Origin of the sequence: Rossellomorea pakistanensis (assembly GCF_016908495.1) — a bacterium.
Lineage (GTDB): Bacteria > Bacillota > Bacilli > Bacillales > Bacillaceae_B > Rossellomorea > Rossellomorea pakistanensis.
This window is the reverse complement of record NZ_JAFBDZ010000002.1, coordinates 546280-568724: the sequence shown is the minus strand read 5'-3', so window position 1 is coordinate 568724 and position 22445 is coordinate 546280. Positions and strand designations below refer to the sequence as shown.

Annotated in this window: 16 protein-coding genes; 3 read left to right on the top strand and 13 right to left on the bottom strand. The window is 39.0% G+C overall.

Annotated elements, in window-relative coordinates; translation table 11 throughout:
• The 11 genes from JOC86_RS10435 to JOC86_RS10385 form a co-directional block, all read right to left on the bottom strand.
• Entirely contained in the window at positions 1-855 is an 855-nt protein-coding gene (locus JOC86_RS10435) for a carbohydrate ABC transporter permease (RefSeq protein WP_205173490.1), read from the bottom strand.
• A 167-nt stretch (positions 856-1022) separates the two neighbouring features.
• Positions 1023-1979, bottom strand: a complete 957-nt coding sequence (locus JOC86_RS10430; protein ID WP_205171896.1) for an ABC transporter permease — start codon at positions 1977-1979, stop codon at positions 1023-1025.
• Positions 1980-2292: 313 nt separating this feature from the next.
• Positions 2293-3813: a response regulator transcription factor gene (locus tag JOC86_RS10425; RefSeq protein ID WP_205171893.1), complete on the bottom strand. Its 1521-nt coding sequence runs from the start codon at positions 3811-3813 to the stop codon at positions 2293-2295.
• The gene (locus tag JOC86_RS10420) at positions 3806-5608 is read right to left on the bottom strand and encodes a sensor histidine kinase (RefSeq protein WP_205171891.1); all 1803 of its coding nucleotides are present in this window, start codon (positions 5606-5608) and stop codon (positions 3806-3808) included. The genes JOC86_RS10425 and JOC86_RS10420 overlap by 8 nt, the downstream gene beginning before the upstream one ends.
• A gap of 145 nt (positions 5609-5753) precedes the next feature.
• The gene (locus JOC86_RS10415; RefSeq protein ID WP_205171890.1) at positions 5754-8873 is read right to left on the bottom strand and encodes an alpha-mannosidase; all 3120 of its coding nucleotides are present in this window, start codon (positions 8871-8873) and stop codon (positions 5754-5756) included.
• Positions 8874-9819: 946 nt separating this feature from the next.
• Positions 9820-10431 (bottom strand): YesL family protein, encoded by a 612-nt coding sequence (locus JOC86_RS10410; RefSeq protein ID WP_205171889.1) that lies wholly within the window; start codon positions 10429-10431, stop codon positions 9820-9822.
• Between the two features lie 151 nt (positions 10432-10582).
• Positions 10583-13225, bottom strand: a complete 2643-nt coding sequence (locus tag JOC86_RS10405) for an endo-beta-N-acetylglucosaminidase (RefSeq protein WP_205171888.1) — start codon at positions 13223-13225, stop codon at positions 10583-10585.
• A gap of 46 nt (positions 13226-13271) precedes the next feature.
• The gene (locus JOC86_RS10400) at positions 13272-14594 is read right to left on the bottom strand and encodes a glycoside hydrolase family 125 protein (RefSeq protein ID WP_205171887.1); all 1323 of its coding nucleotides are present in this window, start codon (positions 14592-14594) and stop codon (positions 13272-13274) included.
• Positions 14595-14599: 5 nt separating this feature from the next.
• Positions 14600-17311 carry an alpha-mannosidase gene (locus JOC86_RS10395; RefSeq protein WP_205171886.1) on the bottom strand — a complete coding sequence of 904 codons (2712 nt, stop codon included), beginning with the start codon at positions 17309-17311 and terminating at the stop codon, positions 14600-14602.
• Positions 17312-17326: 15 nt separating this feature from the next.
• Positions 17327-18253, bottom strand: a complete 927-nt coding sequence (locus tag JOC86_RS10390) for an ROK family protein (protein WP_205171884.1) — start codon at positions 18251-18253, stop codon at positions 17327-17329.
• A 439-nt stretch (positions 18254-18692) separates the two neighbouring features.
• Positions 18693-18998 carry a DUF3892 domain-containing protein gene (locus JOC86_RS10385; RefSeq protein ID WP_205171881.1) on the bottom strand — a complete coding sequence of 102 codons (306 nt, stop codon included), beginning with the start codon at positions 18996-18998 and terminating at the stop codon, positions 18693-18695.
• A gap of 142 nt (positions 18999-19140) precedes the next feature.
• Between JOC86_RS10385 and JOC86_RS10380 the strand changes: the two genes are divergently transcribed.
• Positions 19141-19350, top strand: coding sequence for a methionine aminopeptidase (locus tag JOC86_RS10380; protein ID WP_205171878.1), 210 nt, complete (start codon positions 19141-19143; stop codon positions 19348-19350).
• 151 nt (positions 19351-19501) lie between these two features.
• Here JOC86_RS10380 and manA read toward each other — a convergent pair whose 3' ends face one another.
• A complete protein-coding gene (gene manA, locus JOC86_RS10375) occupies positions 19502-20449 on the bottom strand; it encodes a mannose-6-phosphate isomerase, class I (protein WP_205171876.1) in 948 nt (315 codons plus the stop codon).
• Between the two features lie 431 nt (positions 20450-20880).
• Here manA and JOC86_RS10370 point away from each other — a divergent pair, with 431 nt between their 5' ends.
• Both JOC86_RS10370 and JOC86_RS10365 read left to right on the top strand, forming a co-directional pair.
• Positions 20881-21087, top strand: coding sequence for a capping complex subunit for YIEGIA (locus JOC86_RS10370; RefSeq protein WP_205171874.1), 207 nt, complete (start codon positions 20881-20883; stop codon positions 21085-21087).
• Positions 21088-21204: 117 nt separating this feature from the next.
• A complete protein-coding gene (locus JOC86_RS10365) occupies positions 21205-21822 on the top strand; it encodes a YitT family protein (protein ID WP_205171872.1) in 618 nt (205 codons plus the stop codon).
• A 9-nt stretch (positions 21823-21831) separates the two neighbouring features.
• Here the strand turns inward: JOC86_RS10365 and cysC are convergent, their stop codons facing one another.
• Complete coding sequence (gene cysC, locus JOC86_RS10360; protein ID WP_205173489.1) at positions 21832-22431, bottom strand: adenylyl-sulfate kinase; 600 nt, start codon at positions 22429-22431, stop codon at positions 21832-21834.
• Positions 22432-22445 lie beyond the last annotated feature (14 nt).

The following is a 22445-nucleotide window of genomic DNA, read 5'->3' as shown; positions in this document are numbered from 1 at the left end:
TTATTCTTTTACACTCCCAATCGTTAGCCCCCTTACAAAGTACTTTTGGAAGAAAGGATACGATAATGCCACTGGGAGTGTGGAAATAACAACCATGGCCATTTTTGCAGCATCCTGTGGAATCGAATTTAAAATACCGCTTTGTTGTCCCCCTGATAAAGAATTCTGTCTAATGAATTCAAGATTATTTTCAATCTTCATTAATAATGATTGCAGTGGAACCAAGCTCGATTCATCTATAAATAATAAGGCATTAAACCAATCATTCCAGTATCCCAATGTACTAAACAAAGCTATCGTCGCAATTCCTGGTAACGATAATGGCATAACAATTTGGAAGAAAATCCTTAGCTCACTTGCGCCATCGATCCTAGCTGATTCAAGCAAGGCTTCTGGAACCGCCCTTAGGAAAAAGGTTCTCATGATCAGGATATAAAATGCATTGACCAGCAAAGGAAGGATCAAGGCCCAAATCGTATTACGCAGCTCTAGAAATTGAGTCGCCACAATATAAAAAGGGACAAGTCCTCCATTAAATAGCATTGTAAAGAAGGCGAAAAAAGTGAAAAACCTCCGATATTTAAATTGCTTTCTTGAAATAGCATAAGCGTAGAAAGAAATGATTAAAACACTCAAAATCGTCCCAATGACCGTGATGATGATCGTAATAAAATAGGACTGAAACATCTGAGCCTTCATTTGCCAAAGATACTCGTAAGCTTCAAAGCTCCATTTTTCGGGAATTAGTTGGAATCCGCTTCTATTCAGTGTTTCTTCATCACTTAAAGAAATGATGATGACATAAATAAATGGAAATATACACACGAAAGCAAAGGCAGCTAAAAGGATATTCATGAATATATTCGTAAAGCCGCTAAAGCTATGCGGGCTGCTCTTACGTTTTTTCTTCTTTGTATGGATGGTTTGGCCTACTAAGTTAACATCTACTTTAGTAGCTTGTTCATTTGATAATTTTGTTTTCAAGGACACTTCCTCCTTTCTAAAAGAATGAGTCCAACACCTTAGAATAAGGCGTATTCTTTATCGACTTTTTGCACAAGATAGTTGGTCAACAATACTAGGATAAACCCGACGACCGATTGATATAATCCTGCGGCAGTGCTCATACCGATTTCACCCATTGTCGTTAAACCCCGGTATACAAAGGTATCGATAACATTTGTGACAGGATAGAGTGCCCCTGAATCCCGGGGAACCTGATAGAATAATCCAAAATCAGAGTTGAAAATTCGACCGACATTCATAATCGTTAAAATGATCATTAAAGGGGTTATCATTGGAATGGTAACATGACGGATTTGTTTCCACTTGTTAGCTCCGTCGATCATGGCTGCCTCATAATAGTTTCGATCGATCCCGACAATCGCAGCCAGATACACAATACTTCCATACCCTACACCTTTCCACATGCTCATAAAGACAAGGATATATGGCCAATATTCTGTCTCGTTGTACCAAGAGATGGCATCAACCCCAAACCAGGCCAGAATATTGTTGAGCAACCCTTTATCAACACTTAAAAACGAGAAAACAAAATAACTAACAACAACCCATGATAAAAAATGCGGGAATAACATCCCTGTTTGATAAACCTTGGCTAGCTTCTTGTTTGCCAATTCACTTAATACAATCGCGACGAACACCGCGAGAATAAGCCCAAGAAAAATAAAAACCAAGTTGTATAAAAGAGTATTTCGAGTAATAATGAAGGCATCGTTCGTGCTAAATAAGAACTCGAAGTTGTCAAATCCCACCCATTCACTATTCCAAACACTCGCAAAGAAACCACCCGGATCATACTGGAAATTCTTAAAGGCGATGACTGTTCCAAACATAGGAAAATAGGAGAATAGCAAAAACCAAATCGTCCCAGGTAACACCATTAAAAGCCATATACTATTCTTCTTGATATCTTTAAGAAAATGGTTTACATGTTTCACTTTGCTCCCCCCTCTCATTATTGAAAACCCTTACAATATTATTGTAATAATTATCTGACAGTGAAAAAAGTTAACAATTTATAGATTTACTGTACTTATTAAACTGTTTACGATGAGAAATAGAACCTTGAAATAGTGATGATCGGATTATCTGTAACTAAAGGTGCCTAACCATCGAATTTAAATGGATTTCAATAACCCAAATAAAAAAGACTGACCCAAAAAACAAGGGTCTTGGAACTGCTATTTCAATGGATAGAAGGATTTTATTTAATCCACTTCTATCCATTAGCCATAATAGCCCAGACTCCTTATGGGTCAACCCCAAAGATTAGTTACGCTGCATGCTTCGCCATTCGGTCGGCGTTACTCCAACACTCTTCTTAAATTGTTTATAGAAATAAGTAGTGTCAGAATAACCAACACACTTCCCAATTTTCCCTGCTTTTTGATGGGTATTCTTTAATAGCTCCTTTGCCTTCTCGATCCTGAAATGATTGATGTACTCGGAAAACACAATCCCAAGCTCTTTTTGAAAGAGCTGTCCTAAATAGATCGAATTAATATGAAAGCGTTGACTCAACGTTTTCAAGGAAAGCTCCTCGCTATAATGCTCGTGTATATAATCCAATATACTTTGTATGATGGAGCTGCGTTGAACCGTTTGTTTTGAACAGGTTTCGATCAAGTCTTGAATATATTGCTCTACAATCCTTCTTAAATCTGCCAAAGAATGAGATTTCATGATTAATTCAACTAGCTTGGTTGTCGGATAAAATATTTCTTTCATTGCCGACTTCTGGACGGTTATCACAAGATCAATCATGTATTGGCGGATGACAGATGGTGGGTAGAGACAATCTTGTTGGTCGAATTGTAAAAAAGCCTCATCTAGCCAGGATTTTGCACGATCCACATCTTGATTCAAGACATATTTCGCTAATTGAATGAAATCCTGTTGCTTCACACTATTCTTGCCGATAAAACGCTTCGTTAATTTTTCTGTAATAATGGTATTAGGCTCAAAAATAAGCTGATAGGTGGAAAGTTCACTTGCTACATTGTAGCTTCTTTGTAATTCAGATGACGATGCAACCGAACGACCGATACTAAGATAAAAATAACCAAATTGTTTCGATTCCTGAAGATATGTCTTGAGATTCATAACCTTTTCCGATTGCTGTTTCTCATCCTGTCCAGAAAGAATGACAATAAAATCATTATCAGGACTAATGATACATACAGAATCGATCAAGTTCTCTATTTCAGTACGGGCTTTTGATAATGCTTCTGGATCCAAGCAGGCATTCTCGTCAACCCGAATCTTTGCCACCGTCATGACCGGCTTGTCCAATGATAATTGATACAGTTCGGCGCGTTGTCGCCACTCTTTTTCGTCAATATCCTGGTTAAGCAGCCGCCATAACATATTATCCCTTAGAACATAAGACGCACGATTACGGTCTTCCCTAGTGTCCTTTTCTATCTTTTCTATCACATTTCCGATCGTGTTGATGAGCTCGTCCTCATTCACTGGCTTTAATAAATAATTCTCAATCCCCAGCTCTAGCCCTTTTTTAATATAGTCAAATTCTTGATAGCCTGACAGGACGATAAACTTCGTCCTGCTATTAAGCTCCTTACAATGAGTAATAAGCTCAAGTCCCGTCATTTTCGGCATTTTAATATCCGTTAAAACAATATCAAAGGACGTTTCCTGTAATTGCTTAAGAGCATGAGTTCCGTCGTACGCTTCACCTGCTACCTCAAGCCCATAATCCTCCCAAGGAATCAATGCTTTCATCCCTTCAATGATTAAAGGTTCATCATCTACCAGTAATACTTTAAACAAGACTATCGCCTCCATTAGCCGGTATTTTTATGACTACCGTAGTACCTTTATCTTCCACACTATTAATCTCTAATCCGCAGCCCTTGCCATATTTTAAGCGAATCCGATGATGGATATTTTTAAGCCCGATTGAATTAGAATCCACTGGCTCTCCTTCAAGATTATTCTGGACTTCTCTTAATCTGGCAGCGGAAATTCCCGTCCCGTTATCGATAAGATATAAATATAAATAGTGATTTTCTTCCACTAAACGTATCGTTAATTGATTTACATTCGTATCATTGCGAAAGCCGTGAATCATATAATTTTCTGCGATCGGCTGTAGAATAAACTTAAGAATCGAGCGATTTAAATAGTCATTAGGGATATCGATGTCCAATTGTAATCGGTTTGGATAGCGTGATTGGACAAGATTGATATATTGCTTAACATGCTCGATTTCGCTTTGAATCGTAACCAATTGCCGATCATCTAAAGAATAACGGAATAATTGCCCAAGCGTGTAAATCATCGTACTTGTGGTTTTAGAACCTTCAATGATGGCCTTCATACGGATGGCTTCTAATGTGTTATAAAGAAAATGCGGGTTGATTTGCGACTGAAGCGCTTTCATCTCTGCTTCACGTTGCTTGATATTCATTATATAAACTTCATCTATATACTTATTAAGGTCCTGAAGCATATTATTAAAGCTTTGAGATATCGTTGATAGTTCATCATATTTATGATCATGGGGAATACGTACACTTAAATTCCCTTCTTTAACTTGATGAATCGAGGTTTCAATCGTTTGAATTCGTTTAGAATAAGATTTCATAGCGAAAAACGTAATAAGAATCGCTGTTAATGCAAAAATACAGGTGAGTAAAAGCATGGAACCTCGAATCACGGTTAACTTTTCAATTTCACTTTCCGGAACACTTCCAACAAACAGATACCCATTCTCTTCACTGGCAAGTGTATTTATATGATAGGTTTCGTTTTTCCACTGCACCTCTTGGGTAGCACTCTTAAAATCAAGGGATTTGATTAAGCCCTGATCATTCTTTTCATGTGATTGGAAAACCATTTCTCCATCTTTATCGACAATATAATAGGTACCCTCAGATGCTGTATTCCTCAATGAAATCAGGTCCTCAATTCCCTCTAAACTATAATAAATTCTTATTTCTCCAAGTTTTGTTAATGAGACAGGATCATTTAACGTGCGTTTAAAAACCACCGTATTCCTTAATTCTCTATTAGAATCTCTTTTCTTATTTTGTATTTTCAAAATATTATCAGTATAAAAGGCTTCCTCTGATTCCAATTCTGGTTGGAGCAATGAATTTTTCCAGCGAAAATGGTTAAAAACATATAGGTATTCGGGTATACCTTCCACACTACGTAAACTTATGGCATTAATATGATTATCTTGACTAAAATACGCGTAGAAAAAGTTATCAATATTACTAGCTACAAATGATGAGCTGTCACTATATTTATTAAGACGATACTCTAGATAATCATCATAGTCATGTTGCAGGGCATAGGAAATATCCAAGATTAAATCCCCACTTGTATAAAGCTCTTTAAATGCATTATCAGTGAAATCCTTTTTACGGTTAATATACGATTCAACTCGTTCAAGTGTCCTCATATTCGAATCCATTTCCTTCTGAACAATCACCTCAGAGTAATAATGCGTGATTGTAAAAAGTAAGGTAAGCATTGTCACAATAATCGTAAGGGAAGACATGAATAGAATTTTGTTGAAAACTTTATTTCTTAGCTGTTCAAGTATATTTTTAATCATCTAACATCCCCCATCTATGATTATGACCATGAAGTTACGGCCCTAACGGGATCTATATAAAGCAAACACCCCTCTTTCAATAGAAGGGTGTCATTTTGCACTTTTCCTTCTTGCAGTATTTTACCATACAAGAAGGGGAGACTTTCTATGAAAATATTACTAACGTTTTTATTTCGTAAGGTTTTAATGAAAGTTCTATAGAACCCATTTGCTCATTCCCTATTGGTTTTTCCATGAGATCTGTCTCGACCCATTTCTCAAAAGGCATCGCTAATTTCAAATGAACATTTCCACGCTTGCCTTTGTATTCATGTAAACGGATGACAATCCCTTCTCCGTTCTCCTCTTGTTTAATAGCATCAATAATGACGTGATCTCCATCGACCTCAAGCCAGGAGTGGTTCTCTAAAGGAAACGCTCCCCAGGCAACCGTTATAGGGTTATTCAAAAACCATGCTTCCTCTACAGTACCCGCTTCCTTCCAATCACCTTCATGAGGAAATAGCGAGTAGGTAAAGACATGGTGACCTTGGTCAGCCTGTGGATCAGGGTGTATCGCTGATTTAATAAGGGACAGCCTCATATAATGATCTTTAATGTCATATCCATATTTACAGTCATTTAAAAGACTGACGCCATAACCTGTCTCAGATAAATCTGCCCATTGATGACCTACCGTTTCAAAGCGAGCCATATCCCAGCTCGTATTCCAATGGGTTGGTCGTTTAACATTTCCATATTGAATATCAAAGGTTGCTTCTGTCGAACGAATATCTACAGGGAAGCAAACTTTTAAAAGCTTACGTTGTTCATGCCAATCGATAGTTGATTCAAAATCAATCCTACGATGATCAGCATACACCATCACATCCTGTTCGAGGGAAGAGTCTCGATAGGACCATTTAAGGCGAAGTACTGCTCTTACTGGACCATTTTCAACTAATTCGATTGATTCAAGCTCCCTCACCTCTTCCATCTTCTCTTGATAAAAAATATCAATATCCCAGGCATCATGGGCAAGCGGTTTATCCTCAAATACTTGAAGAACGTTGCCGATTTCATTCTGAGACAAAACTTCACGCCCCGCCTGTTTATCAAATAAACGAGTGATTTGTCCATTTTCATTCCATAGAATCGTATAGAATGGTGTTTCTAACTGTCGATTATTATAGGAGAATGGTGAATTTGATTCCCCACGTGTGCCTTTCACAAATTGAAGATTGGTAACACCAAATGCACGGACTTCAGGTAACCCTACAATCCAACCATCTTCTGTTTTCTGGGCAGAAAGATTTCCATGTTCGTCTGTTTTCCATACACCTGCTTCCCTAGTTGTATCCGAGTATGGAATTTGGACTGTACGATTATTTTTCCACTGGGAACTATTGAACAAAGTAAAGGATCCAGTAGTTTCTGTCACAAGTCCCTTAATAGCATCGGAAGCCACCTCATGGCCGATCGCTTCTGCCTGTTCATATTCTATTCTTGAATCTTCGTATACCTCACGAATCGAAGAGCCTGGAATAATATCATGGAACTGATTACGGAGGATGATCTTCCAGCCCTCATCGAGTTTCTGCTTGTGCTTTTGCTGCCAGCCATTTTCTAACCCATTCCAAACACTTAACCATTCCGCTTCCCGATAGCGAAGTTCGAGCTTCCGGTTCATTCGTTTATTATGGGCTTGACTTGTATAGGTTCCACGATGGTATTCTAGATACAGCTCTCCATCCCATGTATGGATGTATTCGTTCGTATTCTCGACTTTTTTGTGAAGCAGATTAAAATAATCCTTCGCTGTTGTCGTCTTAACGTGAGGTAAACCTGGCATCTCATCTAAACGTCTTCTAAGCTCAAGCATTTCACGATTGACTCCGCCGCCACCATCACCATATCCATAAGACAACAAGAGATCTTGATTGATTTCTTTATTCCGATACGATTTCCAGCTTCCATTAACCGTCTTCGCCGTCACTAAACCATTATAGGTATAGAACCAAGAATCTTCAGGATTCCAAGGTTCTGGAGTGGTAATAAAATGGGTTAAAATTTCCGAGCCATCAATTCCTCTCCATGTAAAGGTGTCATGGGGCATCCGATTGTATTGGTTCCAGCTGATTTTCGTAGTCATAAACGTTTTTAAACCGGATTTCCTCAAAATTTGCGGAAGTGCCCAGCTATATCCGAATACATCGGGAAGCCATAAGTACTGACAATCGATATCAAATTCTTCACGAAGGAATTTTTTCCCGTACAGAATTTGTCTAACAAGCGCTTCACCACTTGGAATATTGCAATCGGCTTCAAGCCACATCGCTCCTTCTGCTTCCCAACGCCCTTCTTTGATTCGCTCTCTTATTTTTTGATAGACTTCCGGATAATCTTCTTTAATATACTCATAGAGTTGTGGTTGAGTTTGGAGAAATAAATAATCAGGAAATTGTTCCATTAGTTTAAGAACAGTGGAAAACGATCGAGTTGCTTTTTCACGCGTATGCTTCAGACGCCATAACCAAGCAACATCAATATGAGTATGGCCAACACAGTGAACCGTCACATTAGAATGCTTTTCGAACTGTTCAATTCGCTGTCTAAGGTGTTGCTGAGCTAAATGACATGATTGGTAAAACTCATGACTCCCCGGTTCTCCCCAATTAATGATCTGAAAAACTTCATTTAAACAGCTTGTTAGCTGCTGTTTCTCTGGTCGCTCATTGGAAAGCTCCATAATTGTTTGGTACATAGCAAGGGATGAAAAATACAAATCATCTACAGCTTCATCCAACCACGCAAGTTGAGAGGTTTCCAAAGTATATTCCTGCTCACGCGGCTCTCCGCCCCCTTCTAAGCCAGACCATAAACGGAAGTCCAGCGATACCTTTTTACCACTAAACTCCTCTTGAAAAAAGACCTCCTGATGATTGGAATCCACTCCTTGATACGGATCACCATTGACAAATAGTAATGACTCAAACCCAGAGTTATTCCCGCCGCCAGTTCGGCCAAAATCAAAAAGACCCACCACTTTTCTTCCCTGCCACTCCATGGGAATCGTCACATCAGCATGAAGCCAAAGATAAAGGTCGCGTCCTTTCCATTTATCCCCAATATTCATGACATGACCGCCACCGAACTCGAAAGGATAAGTGCCGATTTCTCCGTTATCCTCAGAACAGGAAAAACGGTTAATCTTTATAGCATCACGGTAACGATAGTTTGCTAGTTCATTAATTCTTGCTTCAAATTTTCTCTCGGTTAAAAACAAGTTCATCCTCCTCTTGTTTAGCTGTTTTTGCAAGCTTTGTTACTTGTATTTAATATTTTAGTTGAAGCTAAATATATCTTCATTAAGCTCGGATTCTCATTTATATCGGTCCAGACTCCGGATTGTCGGGGCTATTCATGATAGGAACCGGCTCTTTTCTTGACATCATTTTTCCTCTTGTGGCCTTTCATGATATGAACCGGTCCTTTTCTTGACATCACTTTTCCTCTTGTAACTTTTCATGATACGAACAGGCTCTTTTCTTGACATCATTTTTCCTCTTTTAGCTTTTCATGATACGAACAGGCTCTTTGCATGACATCATTTTTCCTCTTATCGCTTTTCATGATACGAACAGGCTCTTTTCTTGACATCATTTTTCCTCTTATCGCTTTTCATGATACGAACCGGCTCTTTTCTTGACATCATTTTTCCTCTTGTGGCCTTTCATGATATGAACCGATCCTTTTCATGACATCACTTTTCCTCTTGTGGCCTTTCATGATATGAACCGGCCCTTTTTATGACATCATTTTTCCTCTTGTGGCCTTTCATGATATGAACCGGTCCTTTTTATGACATCACTTTTCCTCTTGTGGCCTTTCATGATATGAACCGGTCCTTTTCATGACATCACTTTTCCTCTTGTGGCCTTTCATGATATGAACCGGCCCTTTTTATGACATCATTTTTCCTCTTGTGGCCTTTCATGATATGAACCGATCCTTTTCATGACATCACTTTTCCTCTTGTGGCCTTTCATGATATGAACCGATCCTTTTCATGACATCACTTTTCCTCTTGTAGCTTTTCATGATATGAACCGGTCCTTTTTATGACATCACTTTTCCTCTTGTAGCTTTTCATGATACGAACCGGCTCTTTTCTTGACATCATTTTTCCTCTTGTGGCTTTTCATGATATGAACCGGCTACCTCTTTAAAACCTACAAGCTCGCCGCTTCTTCAAGTCTGCGGAAACGCTTCATGCAGACATTAATAATCCAATAAGCCATCATGACTCCGGAGATAAATGGTATCAAGCCAGGTAAATGATAGATTAGATATCCGATACAAAATAATCCCGCTGTCATTAATAATGTGGTCGCCGGGCTAACGATGGAGTAGATAAATGCTTGTTTAAAATAGTCTTTCATCGATAAGTGATAATGGACGTATAAAGGGAAAAAGTATATGAGGGTAAACAATAAAACCAAAGCTAAAAATAGAAAAAAGGCATACAAAAAGATGGAAAAAATGCCCGGCATCATTTCCGCAACTTTCAAATCAAAGTAAATGAATAGCCCCAATAAAACAAAAATAGCGCCAGCCAAGTTGGCTCTAAGGAATTCTTTCTTAAAGGTCTCATTAAAAATTTTCCACGGGGAAATATCAAAATCTCCCATCGTCCATTTTCTTGTTACAGTAAATAACGCGATGGTAGCAGGCATGAACCCGAAAACCCCCAACCCTGCTCCGATAAACAACAGCCAAAGAAGATTGACCCATACGAGTCGTGTTACCCATTCACTGGTTTGCTGTAATAGATTTCCGATCATGATGATTCCTGCCTTTCTTTATTCATTTAGAGCGTGACTATCCCAAAAGGAGTCCGAATCGCTAGGATCGTCCATATAAGAAGGGTTACTTCTAAATATGAAAGCTGCGGCTCCTGACACCTTGGTTTTGAGATAGCCTCACTCCGTCTCTTTAATAACCGTATACTTCAAATTCAAAGATTCTTGTTGCCTGATCTCCACCCTGTGTAGGTTGCTGAATGTCTAGCCTTACATATCGTGCTTCACGAGGAACAATTGAATGTTCAGAAACGGCCAACGTATTGTCTGTGACTGTTACAGCCTCCAGCCAGTTAACCCCATCCGAACTCACCTTGATCGTATAAGCCTTCGTATTAAATGCAGAAGGCTCTCCGCCCGCTTCGGCATGCTGGATTGTAAAGCTCGTCAATGTCTTTGTCTCACCAAGATCAATTTCAAGCCATGGGCTTTGATCTAACGAGCACCATTTACTGTTATTGGTGATGATTCCGTCCGTTGCTTTTGCAGCTCCCTCACTTGGGGCACATTGTCCACTTACCGTGCCAACCTTATTTAGTGCAACATTTGTGATATTTTTGGCATCCTTGCTAATCGTGATAATGCCTTCTTTCTTTTCAATATCTTCCCCTTCACTATTCTTGGCAGTAAGGGTAACAGAATAAGTTCCTTCCTCTGCATAGGTAATAACAGGATTTAGCTCTGTACTTGTTTCAGGTGTGCCGCCTTCAAAATGCCATTCCACTTTTTCCGTCACTTCCGAGGATTCATTTGTAAATTGAATTTCCTCACCTGGTTGCGCTACCGTTTTGCTAACAGAGAAATCCGCTGTAGGCTTCGGATATGGTGGCCATTCAAATGTAAAAACTTCTGACTTGCTTCGTTGATTATGCTTATTAACCGCCACCAGCTCTAAGGTAGTTGCGTCCTCTTTTCCACTACGCTTCAGATTAGAGAGATAATAAGCCGTATTTGGTGTTGCCCCAACCAATTTTTTACTGTCATCAGGCATTAAACGATAAATTTCGTAGTGTCTAAGGTTTTCTTTCTCGCCCTTCCAGCTAAATCCGAGATCTGCATAAATCCCTTTCTCAAATTGTTGTTCCAACCAGTTTACACTTGTAGGTGAGTTTGATTTACCTTTATTTTCCTTTTTATCATAGATTTTAAGCTCTCCGATATTAATAGAAAAATTCTTTATTTCTTCTTGGTTCTCGAAAAATAACGAGATCGCCGCGATTTGTTTCCCTTTAAACTTTTTAAGCTTCAACTTATCTGTCGTCCATTCATCGTTACTCGGTTTTTTCACCTTAATAAAGGTAAACTTATCTGGATTCTCTTGGAAGCTTACCCCCACCTTCATATTTGATGAGGCTTTCGTTTTATAAGTAATAGAGATTTCAGTATCTTTCTGAATAGGTAAATCGGTTTTATAAAGCTTAAGATTAGTGGCATTTTCCTTATTAAGTACTCCTGATACCTTTAATGACGAGCCACCGTAATAGCTTTCTTCCCAATCAAAGGCTGTATCAAGGGCTGTTCCCTTGCTTTCACGGATCCAGCGCCATGTTGGAAGGATATCTTGCAGGCTGCGGTTATTCCATTCGTCCTCTGATAAGGTTTTTCCATCGACAGAGAAGGATTTTCCACTTCCCGTATTAAAGTTCGTGACAAATGGCAGTTCATTGACAACGGTCTTTGAAGAGAAATAATGGGCTAACCCTTTCCAATGACCATTGTTAGCCGTTTGACTAGGATCTCCTTCTTTTCCAACCCAGAAGAGATCTTCTTTGTTAAAAAACTCTTTGATAGTAGAAGTGGTTTTAAACGTCCAATCCGGCCGGTAAATTCCAAGTGATGTGTATGGACTTTGACCTTCAGGGAAAATGCCTTCCCACGGGACCCTTGTTTCTGTTCCTCTTGCCTCTACATCAATACCAGTGTAGAGGTCATAAGGATTCTCCCCTAGTTGTATAGCTTTTTCATAGGAGCTTTGTTGACTGTTCCACCAAAAATTTAAAAACATACTGTCGGAGCGTTGGAAGAAGTCTTTATTTTGATCTGTCAGTTTGTTTTGCCATGAAATACTTCCGTTATCAACCATTGAGTCATACCACATAATGTGCATGCCCTCAGGCTTGTTATCTTGTAAATAGGAAAGAAATCCCTTCATCTTTTCAGCGATTTCTGGAGTACCACCTTCTGTTTCCTGGTTAATGAACCAGCCATCGAAACCATAATACTCCGCTACTTCTATTAACTTATCAGCAGCTGGAAAAGAACCGTCACTACGCTGAGTAAGCATTTGCTCTACCCATTCAAACTTCCCTCCATAAACAGTTGGCGGGAAAAACACATTCCCAACAATTGGGACACCATTTTTATGGGAGGCATCAATAACATCAGCACTAGGCGGAACAATAATTCCTTCCCCGGCTGAGCCTGCCCAATACACCATTAAATCAACATATTGCCAATAGCTAAAGGTGTTGGCAAAAAACTCTTTCCCACCTTGTGATGGAACTCCACTTGTATGAGGATTAAGTGCTGACAATGCTGTGAGCTTTGCTTCCGATTGAGCATGCTCATTGACGTTATACAGCACATCACTATCTTTTAGTGGAATCGCACTTTTATTAAAAATCGCATCCGGATCATTCTCCGGACTCCACTCTAGAAGACCTTCAGGAAACCAATAAGATGATTCTGGTTGAGCCGCAAAGCTCTGATTAGGTACAAATAACAGCAGAAATAATAATGAAAAACCAACAATTAAACTAAACCCCTTAGCTTTCATTTCTTCACCCCATCGTTCAATTTTTCCGGCTCATCGGATGATGGAATCACTTACGATGTATTTTTTTGTACAAAGGACTGTCTTTAACCGCTAGCCCACATTGACTTAAGACAAATTCACTGAACATTGAATTTGCCCATGAAAACCAGTCCCTTGTGAACTCAGTTGGATCATCTGCATGAAAGCCTTCATGCATAAATCCAGTTCCTCCTTCTGTCGCTTTCATCACCTCCAATATTTGTTTTCTTTCATGTTCTTCGGTGCTTGTCATCCCCTGAATCGCTAAAGAAATATGCCATATATAATGATCCGGTGTATGGGGACTCCCGATTCCACTTGCTGCTTTTCCTTCGTAGTAATAAGGATTATCACGGCTTAATAAAAATTGGCGGGTATTGAGATACATTTGATTATCAAAGTCACACCAACCAAGGTATGGCATTGCAAGTAGGCTTGGAACATTAGCATCATCCATCAGATGATACCCACCGTTCCCATCCGTTTCATATACATACATTTCCTGATGGACGGGATGGTTGAGAAGGGCATAATTTTCAATTCCTTTTCTGATCTCTGAAGCCAACTGCACACATTGTTTTTTTATTTCCTCTTTTTTCAAAACCGTCTCACAAATCTCTGCAGCATAATCTAACACAACCGCTGCGAACATATTGGCTGGAACCAAGTATCCGTATAGACAAGCATCATCACTTGGACGGAAAGCACTCCATGTCATCCCTGTTCGAACCGTCTCAGAGCCTTTTCCATCGCGAATCAGGGTATCCGATTGACGAACATTCTCCCGTTCAAATCGATAGGGTGAGTTCTCTTCATGTTCTTGCTCTGTTTTCCAAACGTGGATGATATTTTTTAACGCTTGGATAAAATCATTATTAAAATGACCTGTTCTTCCCGTTGATTTCCAGAATAAATAGGAAAGCTGAAGTGGATAACAAAGGGAATCAATTTCGTATTTCCGCTCCCAAGTACTTGGGGTCATATCCGTTTTGTCTGACTGATGACCATTTCCATTCGGACCTTCGTTAAACGCATTAGCATAAGGATCTTCATTGATATAGCGAATTTGACGACGAACAACACCTTCAATCAAATCAGCGATTTCCTCATCTTCCTCTGCCGCAATCAAATAAGGTCTTACCTGGGCAGCAGAGTCACGGAGCCACATCGCGGGAATATCACCCGTTATGACAAAAGTCGTCCCATCTTCTTGTGGTTTTAACGTTGTTTCATAGGTATTTAAAAAGCATTGCTCGAACATTTTTTGCAGCTTTTCATCATTCGGAAACGTTTCTTTCACTCTAGTAATTAGATTTGTTAATGAAGCCGGGATATTTTTTATTTCCTTCATCATTCTCACTCCTCTATTGAAAATCCTACCGTAAAGATTTCAAATGGTTTAACCATTAAACCACTTGCTTGTTTTCCAATTTTTCCAATACATTCTTCAATAATATTGCTTTGATAATAATGGAGGGCATCCTTACTTTGAATAGACAGCAAAGAATCAGCAGCAGAAGGATTAAAGTATCGAACCATGATGTCATCCTTCTCCTCTGCTAGTTTCATAGAAGAAAAAGCCAGTTGATCACCATCCCAGCTTACAAACTCGCAACTCACTGGAGCTGTTCCCGAATGGATGTCCGTTTGGATCGTGACATCAGGGATTTGAAAATCATATGCGGCCTTATAAGCTCCTGAATCAGTAACAGAACCTTGATGTGGGATAATCATAAATTCAGCATGGTTTTCCCCTAAGCATTGTGCCTCTGGTGTAGGGAAATACCCCCAATCTCCTAATTCAGATACCGAGCGTAAAATCGTCACGGCAATAGTTGTTTCCTTTCCTAAAATTTCATATTCATTTAGCCCTTTATTAGCAATCGTTAAGCCAGCTTGCTCATCTGAAACAGAAACAAAAGCCTGTTGATGGTGATCAAAGCTAGGATTCTCCCACTCTATTTCGGGATGGTTTGGACGTTCCACTACTTCAAAAATACTGTCAGTGAAATGATGGTCGGTCACTACATTGGTTGGGAACAACACACGCAGACGATGATCTTTTGCTTGGTTATTCATGGTTACTTTAACCTTTGGCCCTCTTGCATTTGTTTCAAGGGTTACAATCGTAGACATTTCAAGGGCTGTCGTTTCATTTGAACGAGTTGCGTTACGTTCTGGATGCCAGACAAGACGATGTTTTTCTTCTTCAAACGCACTACCCGTTTCCTTTGGAATTTCCCAAACATGCTTGATTTCAAAACTTGAACGGATACTTGAATCCTCCAGCACGTTTATCTCGGCTCTAAGGTTTTCCGTTGTCAGCGGTGTTTCACTCGCAGGCTTTTTAAACATATACTCATTTCCAATGTCACTTGTATTTTCATAGATACCTAGTTTGTCATAAGTCCGACCTGTTTGTTTATCCTTCAAGGTATAGGATCCATTATCATGAATCATGACTTGGACAAACTGATTTTCAAGGGTTCTCTCATCTTTTAATAAGGATCCCCCACTATTGTCAGTTAGAGATTCTGTTAAGAAATAGGTTTGATAACCTAATTGCGGAAGCTGTTCCGCAGAGAAAACCACCTTTACCTTTCTTGCAAAGTAAGGCTGACGAAAGGCATCGTCTGGGAGATCATACCCGAACTGGACTCCTAAATCCTCGATCGTATGAGGGATCTCATTTTTCATTGAATCGATAAGCGTAAAGTTTGGCACTTCTTTCTCTAATAAATGGGCGCGGATTTCAGAAAAGTGCATTCTAGAAAAATAAACCTTTTCAATTTCTACTTCTTTTTCAATGACCATGTCACGTTTGTTTCCAGAAGTATTAAAGACAACGAGTGGAATCGCCCCTTCTGGTAAACCGACTTCAGCTGTATTTATTCTGGAAGCAATTTGTTTCGCTTTCTCCGTCATAATCATCTCTGCAGTCTGCTGCACTTTTTTAAAGCGGGTAACCATTTCCTGATGAACGTCATCAACAGAGCAGCCACAGATGCTATCATGTGGATGATTCTGCATAAGGGTTTTCCAAGCGTAGAGCAGATAGTCACGAGGGTACTCGTCACCTAGAAGATGGGCAAATACCGAAAGTGGTTCTGCTACTTTTTCTAATAATGTCTGACAAACCTGATTCATCTGTTTTAAATAGATTCTGGCTGAAGCAGTATTGACAAGAGTGGACCAGCCATCTGTTCTTTGATTTCGAAGCTCACCTTTAATGGTTTGCAGCTTTTCTGGCAATGCCTGTTGTACCTCTTGAACATACTCGTCGAAATTAGAGTGAACAAATTCAACATCAGGATAAAGCTCGTTTGCCGTTTTTAGTGCTTCAGGGATATCCGTTTGTACAGGCTGATGGTCACATCCATTCATATAAAGAAGATGATGTGTAGAAGCATATTTCTCGGCGTCCTCCAATTTCTGCTTCCAAAAATCCTTTGCTCGATTAGGATCGGTAGGAATCTCGTTCCCGTTTGAATACCAGTTTGCAAATAAGATTCCTAATACAGAAGAACCATCAGGAGATTCCCAATTGAGCTCTGAAAAAGGTGACTCAAAGTTGACGGCATCACTAACGGTATTGTTGAAACCTGTCGGCTTTACGCCTCTGCCAAAAGTGGCAGCGCCAATTCCAGCTTGCTTCAAGATCTGGGGAGCTTGACCGTAAATCCCAAATGTATCAGGAAAATAACCGATTTTTGATACCTGCCCATACTCCTTTGCATCTAGTAAACCATATTGAAGATTGCGAATATTCGCTTCACTGCTCGTTAAAAAGGCATCCTGTAACACATACCATGGACCAATATGGATACGCTCTTCTTGAATATACTTTTTCAGCTCTTCTTTTTTATGTGGGCGAATAGCTAGATAATCTTCTAACAAAATCGTTTGTCCATCTAGATGAAAGCTCCGAAATTCTGAATGATCGGCAAATAATTCTAGAAGTGTATCCATTAGCTTCACAAGATAAAAACGATGCTTCTCAAAAGGTAAATACCATTCTCGATCCCAATGTGAGTGGGAAATAATATGGGCTTTTCGTTTTTCTGTCATTGTAAACATCCTTTATCAATAGTTTTCTGCATGTATGATTGCAGCTGCTCCTTTGAATCCTGCATTACGTCCTTGTTCAGCTATAGAGAAAGTAAGATTTCGTCGATGATGCTCTAGTAAATAACTTGGAACACGCTGGACAATTTGCTTATAAAACGTCGGCTGAGCAAGTATAACTCCCCCACCAAGGACCACAAGCTCGGGATTAAGAAGTTGTACCGCCTGACTGATTCCTCTTGCCAGATAATCCACTCCATTCATCACCACTTCTGCTGCTGTCATCTCTCCACTAGCTGCCTGTTCAAAGAGATCCTTTCCCGTCCAGTTAGGGTCAATCGGCTGTTGTAATCTTGTTAATTTCTGTTTCCAAGCATTCATCATCCCGGTACCTGAAGAGAATGATTCGAGACAGCCCATTTTTCCACATCCGCAAATCGGTCCACAGGATTCCATACTCATATGGCCGATTTCGCCAGCGCCTGATAGCGCTCCTTCATACAGCTTGCCATTAAGAATGAGTCCTCCCCCAATCCCGGTACTAACGGTTACATACATCATGTGATTATAGCCACTTCGATGAGAATAATAGTATTCTGCGAATGCCGCAGCATCTGCGTCGTTCATTAGCTTTACTTTCGTTTGGAAAGCGCTCTCAATTTTCTTAACTAAAGGATAACCATGCCAGGTTTGAAGGTTTGGAGGGCTAAGAATCTTTCCTTCTCTTGTATCAAGGGGACCAGGACTTCCGATTCCTATCCCAATAATATTTGGTTCCACACTATACATAGACCTTATATGCTGAACCATTTTATTAAGGGCTTGATCTGGACCACTGTCTACGTTCGTTGGAAATTCCATTTCTCTCAATACCATTCCATCTTCTCTTACCAACCCAATGGCAATTTTCGTTCCACCAATATCAATTCCAACCGCTGCCTTCATCCTCACCGTTCCTTTTCTCTATTCTTTCTCCCTAACAATAGGACCCTATTATATAAGGTGTCAACGGAATCACCCAATCTCGTTAACTTTTTACACTATATCTAAAATAAATACATAACTCTTTTATGAAAGGGTTTTCTTTCGAGAGAGAGGTGTTCATTGAGAACGAATAAGTATGCTTATAATGACAGACAAAAACGCTAGGATCGATTTCGATCCCAGCGTTCACATTTTTTTACATATTTTTGTGGATTTTAGCCAAAGCTCGTTCTTTTCAGATCTACATCCTAGATATAACGACCATGCTTTCAATTTATCGGTCTAGTCTCTTGATATATCAGTTATTTTTTCAATTTATCAGTCTAGTTTCTCAATATATCGACAATTAACGACATTCTTTGAATAATCTTTCTCTGTTAAAAGGATACGCAGCCTTTAGTTAAAACTCCGGCAACGAATCTAAATTGTTTTCTTTGATTCCATCAGGCTCACTGCGTAAGATGTCACGACCGTATTTATGGAATACATCTACATGTGCCAGGTTTCCGGCTTTGGCTTCTGTAAGTGCTTCTAAATAATCGAGCTCCCGGCCTGTTTCTGTTCGAAAGCCAATTAAATCACCATCATCGTTTTTTCGAACAGCTACAATTTTCTCTTGATTGGGATTACTATTGTTTTCTCCGTTCATTTCGTTTACTTCTGTTTGATTACGGTACTGCTCATACGCTTGTTGAAAACGGTCCATTTTTCATCACCTCACTATTTGTATCTCCTGAAATAGCTGTTTTTATGTATGGTTTCATTCATCAAAGTCGATCAGTGAGATGGTCGTATAAAATTCGAGATTTTACTCAAAATAAGGAAAAAATAGAGTAGAGGTGAAAATAATGGGTTTATTGAATGCCATAAATGAATGGAGAACTTCAAGGTATGAAAACCATGTTTCGAAAATGAAGGAAGCGAATAACTGTCCAGAATGTCGTGGCCGTGGTTTTTTGCTTTACCCTGCTAATGAATATTCTTATAGCGCCGATCAATTTAATTGTAACGGTTGCAATGGAAGTGGACTTTATTCAGACTGGGACAATCTTAGATAAGAGGGAGCTGAAAGACACTATAAATAACGGAGCTGTTTCAAAAAGTAACTTGAATCACACTCATCATCATATAAGGGAAGAAAATATAGCTTCTTCCCCTAATAATGACTGTTTGTGTTCTAATATCTTTTGGAAACCGCTCCCTATTTGGTTAAGGATGTGACACAATCAATTCTAGTTTTCCTTCAATTGTAAAACCCTCTGTTTCAGCTGGTAAAATAAAATGTGCTCCCTTTTTTACCTCGTATGTTTCTTTATCAACCGTAAGTCTCCCCGAACCATTAATAATACTTACAAGTAAGAATGGCTGGTCCTGTTTAAATGTTGCTTCACCTTCCACTTCCCATTTATAAACAGTGAAGTATTGTGCTTCAACATATTTCGTAACTCTCACTCCATCTTTTTCTTCCACTAAGGATTCTACAGCTTCATTCCTATTTGGAACGGTTGTAACCTCTATGGCTTTTTCTAAATGTAGTTCTCGAAGATTTCCTTCAGCATCTCGACGATTATAATCAAATACCCGATAAGTCGTATCAGAGCTTTGTTGTGTTTCAAGAACCAATGTCCCTTCACATAATGCATGAATCGTTCCGCTCGGTACATAGAAGAAATCACCAGGCTTAATCGCTATTTTGCGAAGTAGTGTATCCCATTCTTCGTTCTCAATCTTTTGGACAAATTCAGCCTTCGATTGAGCATGGTGTCCAAAGATAATTTCAGCTCCTTCTTTACAATCAATAATATACCAGCATTCTGTTTTGCCTAGCTCCCCATTCTCGTTAACGCTCGCATACTCATCATTAGGATGAACCTGTACAGATAAATCGGCATTTGCATCTAGAATTTTCGTCAATAACGGAAATACATCGGACTGATAATTTCCAAAAAGCTCACGCTGTTCATCCCAAAGCTGAATCAAAGACTTTCCAGCAAACGGGCCCTCTTTCACTATGGATGGTCCATTCGGATGTGCAGAGATCGCCCAGCACTCACCAGTCTCATTGCTTGGAATCTCATAGCCAAACTCCTCACTAAGGGCTTTACCTCCCCAAATTCTTTCCTTAAAAACGGGCTCAAGAAAAAGTGGTTGCTTCATATGTATAAAATCCTCCATCTCTATATATTGAATCTAAAATATTATGTCCTATTATAGCAAAACTGATTTTAGTATAGGTGTAAAGAGGATTCATCTATTTGGATTGTTACAAATAATGGTTTATTGAATGGTTATTTCACTTACTTTTAAAACTCCCTAGAGGATATCAACTTTTTTCTATCTTCCATTGAATTGTTATCATTCATGATTCTGGGACTATTTGTACTCTACTTAATTAGCAAATTTTACATTGAATCATTTCCGATATCCAACCAAAGATAAGATGAGACCTAAGCTGAAGGAAGGCCACGAAGAGGCTCACCGCGACACACGGAAAGCGAAATCCTTCCGCTCCAACCACCCCCTTTTCAAATAACAACAATGTTTACGAAAACAGCCTTAAGATAAATTAAAATTTTGGAGGAGTAAATATGGGAAGAGAATCTTCCATTAACCCAAATTACAAAATTATGGCTTATTTAACGGCAAATGAAGGCCGAGAAGTTTCCGGATCCCCTTTATTTTTGAAGTTAAAGGATGACGAAGAACTAAAAGAAACAACGGGAGAAATTGCAAAGGCATTAAAAGCTGATGTCGTTAAGCTAAAAAATAACGATTATATGATTATTCAAATTTAAATTTACTTCCAAGCATATTCTTTTTTTCTTTTCATAAAATGGACAAGGAGCAAGGTCTTAGGAGGGGAATGGACATGGAGGTTAACTATATAAGTTTAAAGGAACATTTCAATTAGCATGAGAAAAATGCTATTAACCTATTTTTATTTACTATTTGGGGCCTTCTTACAAGGCATGTCCATGTCCTTATTTTTGTTTCCCCACTCCATCCCCTCTGGAGGTGCCGCAGGCATAGCTCTTCTAATGAATTATTGGGTTCAATTACCCCTTGGTTTTTCTTTATGGTTAGCAAATGCTGTTTTTTTAATATTCGCTTTAAACTACTTTGGGTATATATGGACTTTGCGAACAATACTCTCAGTTGCCACCACCTCGACAACCGTTACCGTCCTAACCTCTCAAATTCCACTCCCACATGTTCATATTCTTTTTGATATTATGGCAGGAAGTATCTTTTTTGGCATAGGAGTAGGGATACTAATTCGGGTAGGAGCTTCTAGCGGAGGGATGGTTATTCCGGCCTTGATGATTGCCTCCTATAAAAATTGGAGCCCTGGAAAAGTCATGATGGCGATTAATCTTTTTATTTTTTTATTAACCGCCCTGGTTATCGATTATAAAATTGTTGTTTTTGCGATTATTTGCCAATTTTTTTCGACCAATATCATTGACTTTATTTATAAGTTTGACTTTCAAAAAGTGAGTATCTTATCCCCAAATTGGAGAAAAAAATAAAGATCCCTATTACAGGATCTTCTTTCCATTTAAAAATGATACTATTTTATTAACCGATTGCTCAATCGTAAGGTTATTCGTTTCAATAATGATTTCAGGATTATGGGGAATTTCGTAAGGAGAAGATATTCCTGTAAAATCTGAAATAGCTCCTTTTCTCGCTTTTTTATATAATCCTTTTGGATCCCGGTCTTCACAAACCTGAATTGGACAATTTAAAAAGATTTCAATAAACTCTTCAGGTTTAAACATCTCTCGGACTATTTGCCGATCATCTCGAAAAGGAGAAATAAAGGCAGAAGAAACAATTTGGCCGCTGTCAACAAGTAATTTCGCGACTTCACCGATTCTGCGAATATTTTCTTTACGATCTTCTACCCGAAAACTTAAATCACTGTTTAAACCATGACGAATATTGTCCCCGTCTAAAACATAACTTCTGCAACGTTGTTTATACAAAGCTTCGTCCACTGCATTCGCCAATGTTGATTTTCCTGCCCCCGAATATCCTGTAAACCAAAGAACACAACTTTTATGACCATTTAAGAGATGGCGATCTTCTTTTGTAACGGTTGTATGATGCCAGCTGATATTATTCGCAATTCCCATAAATATCCTCATCC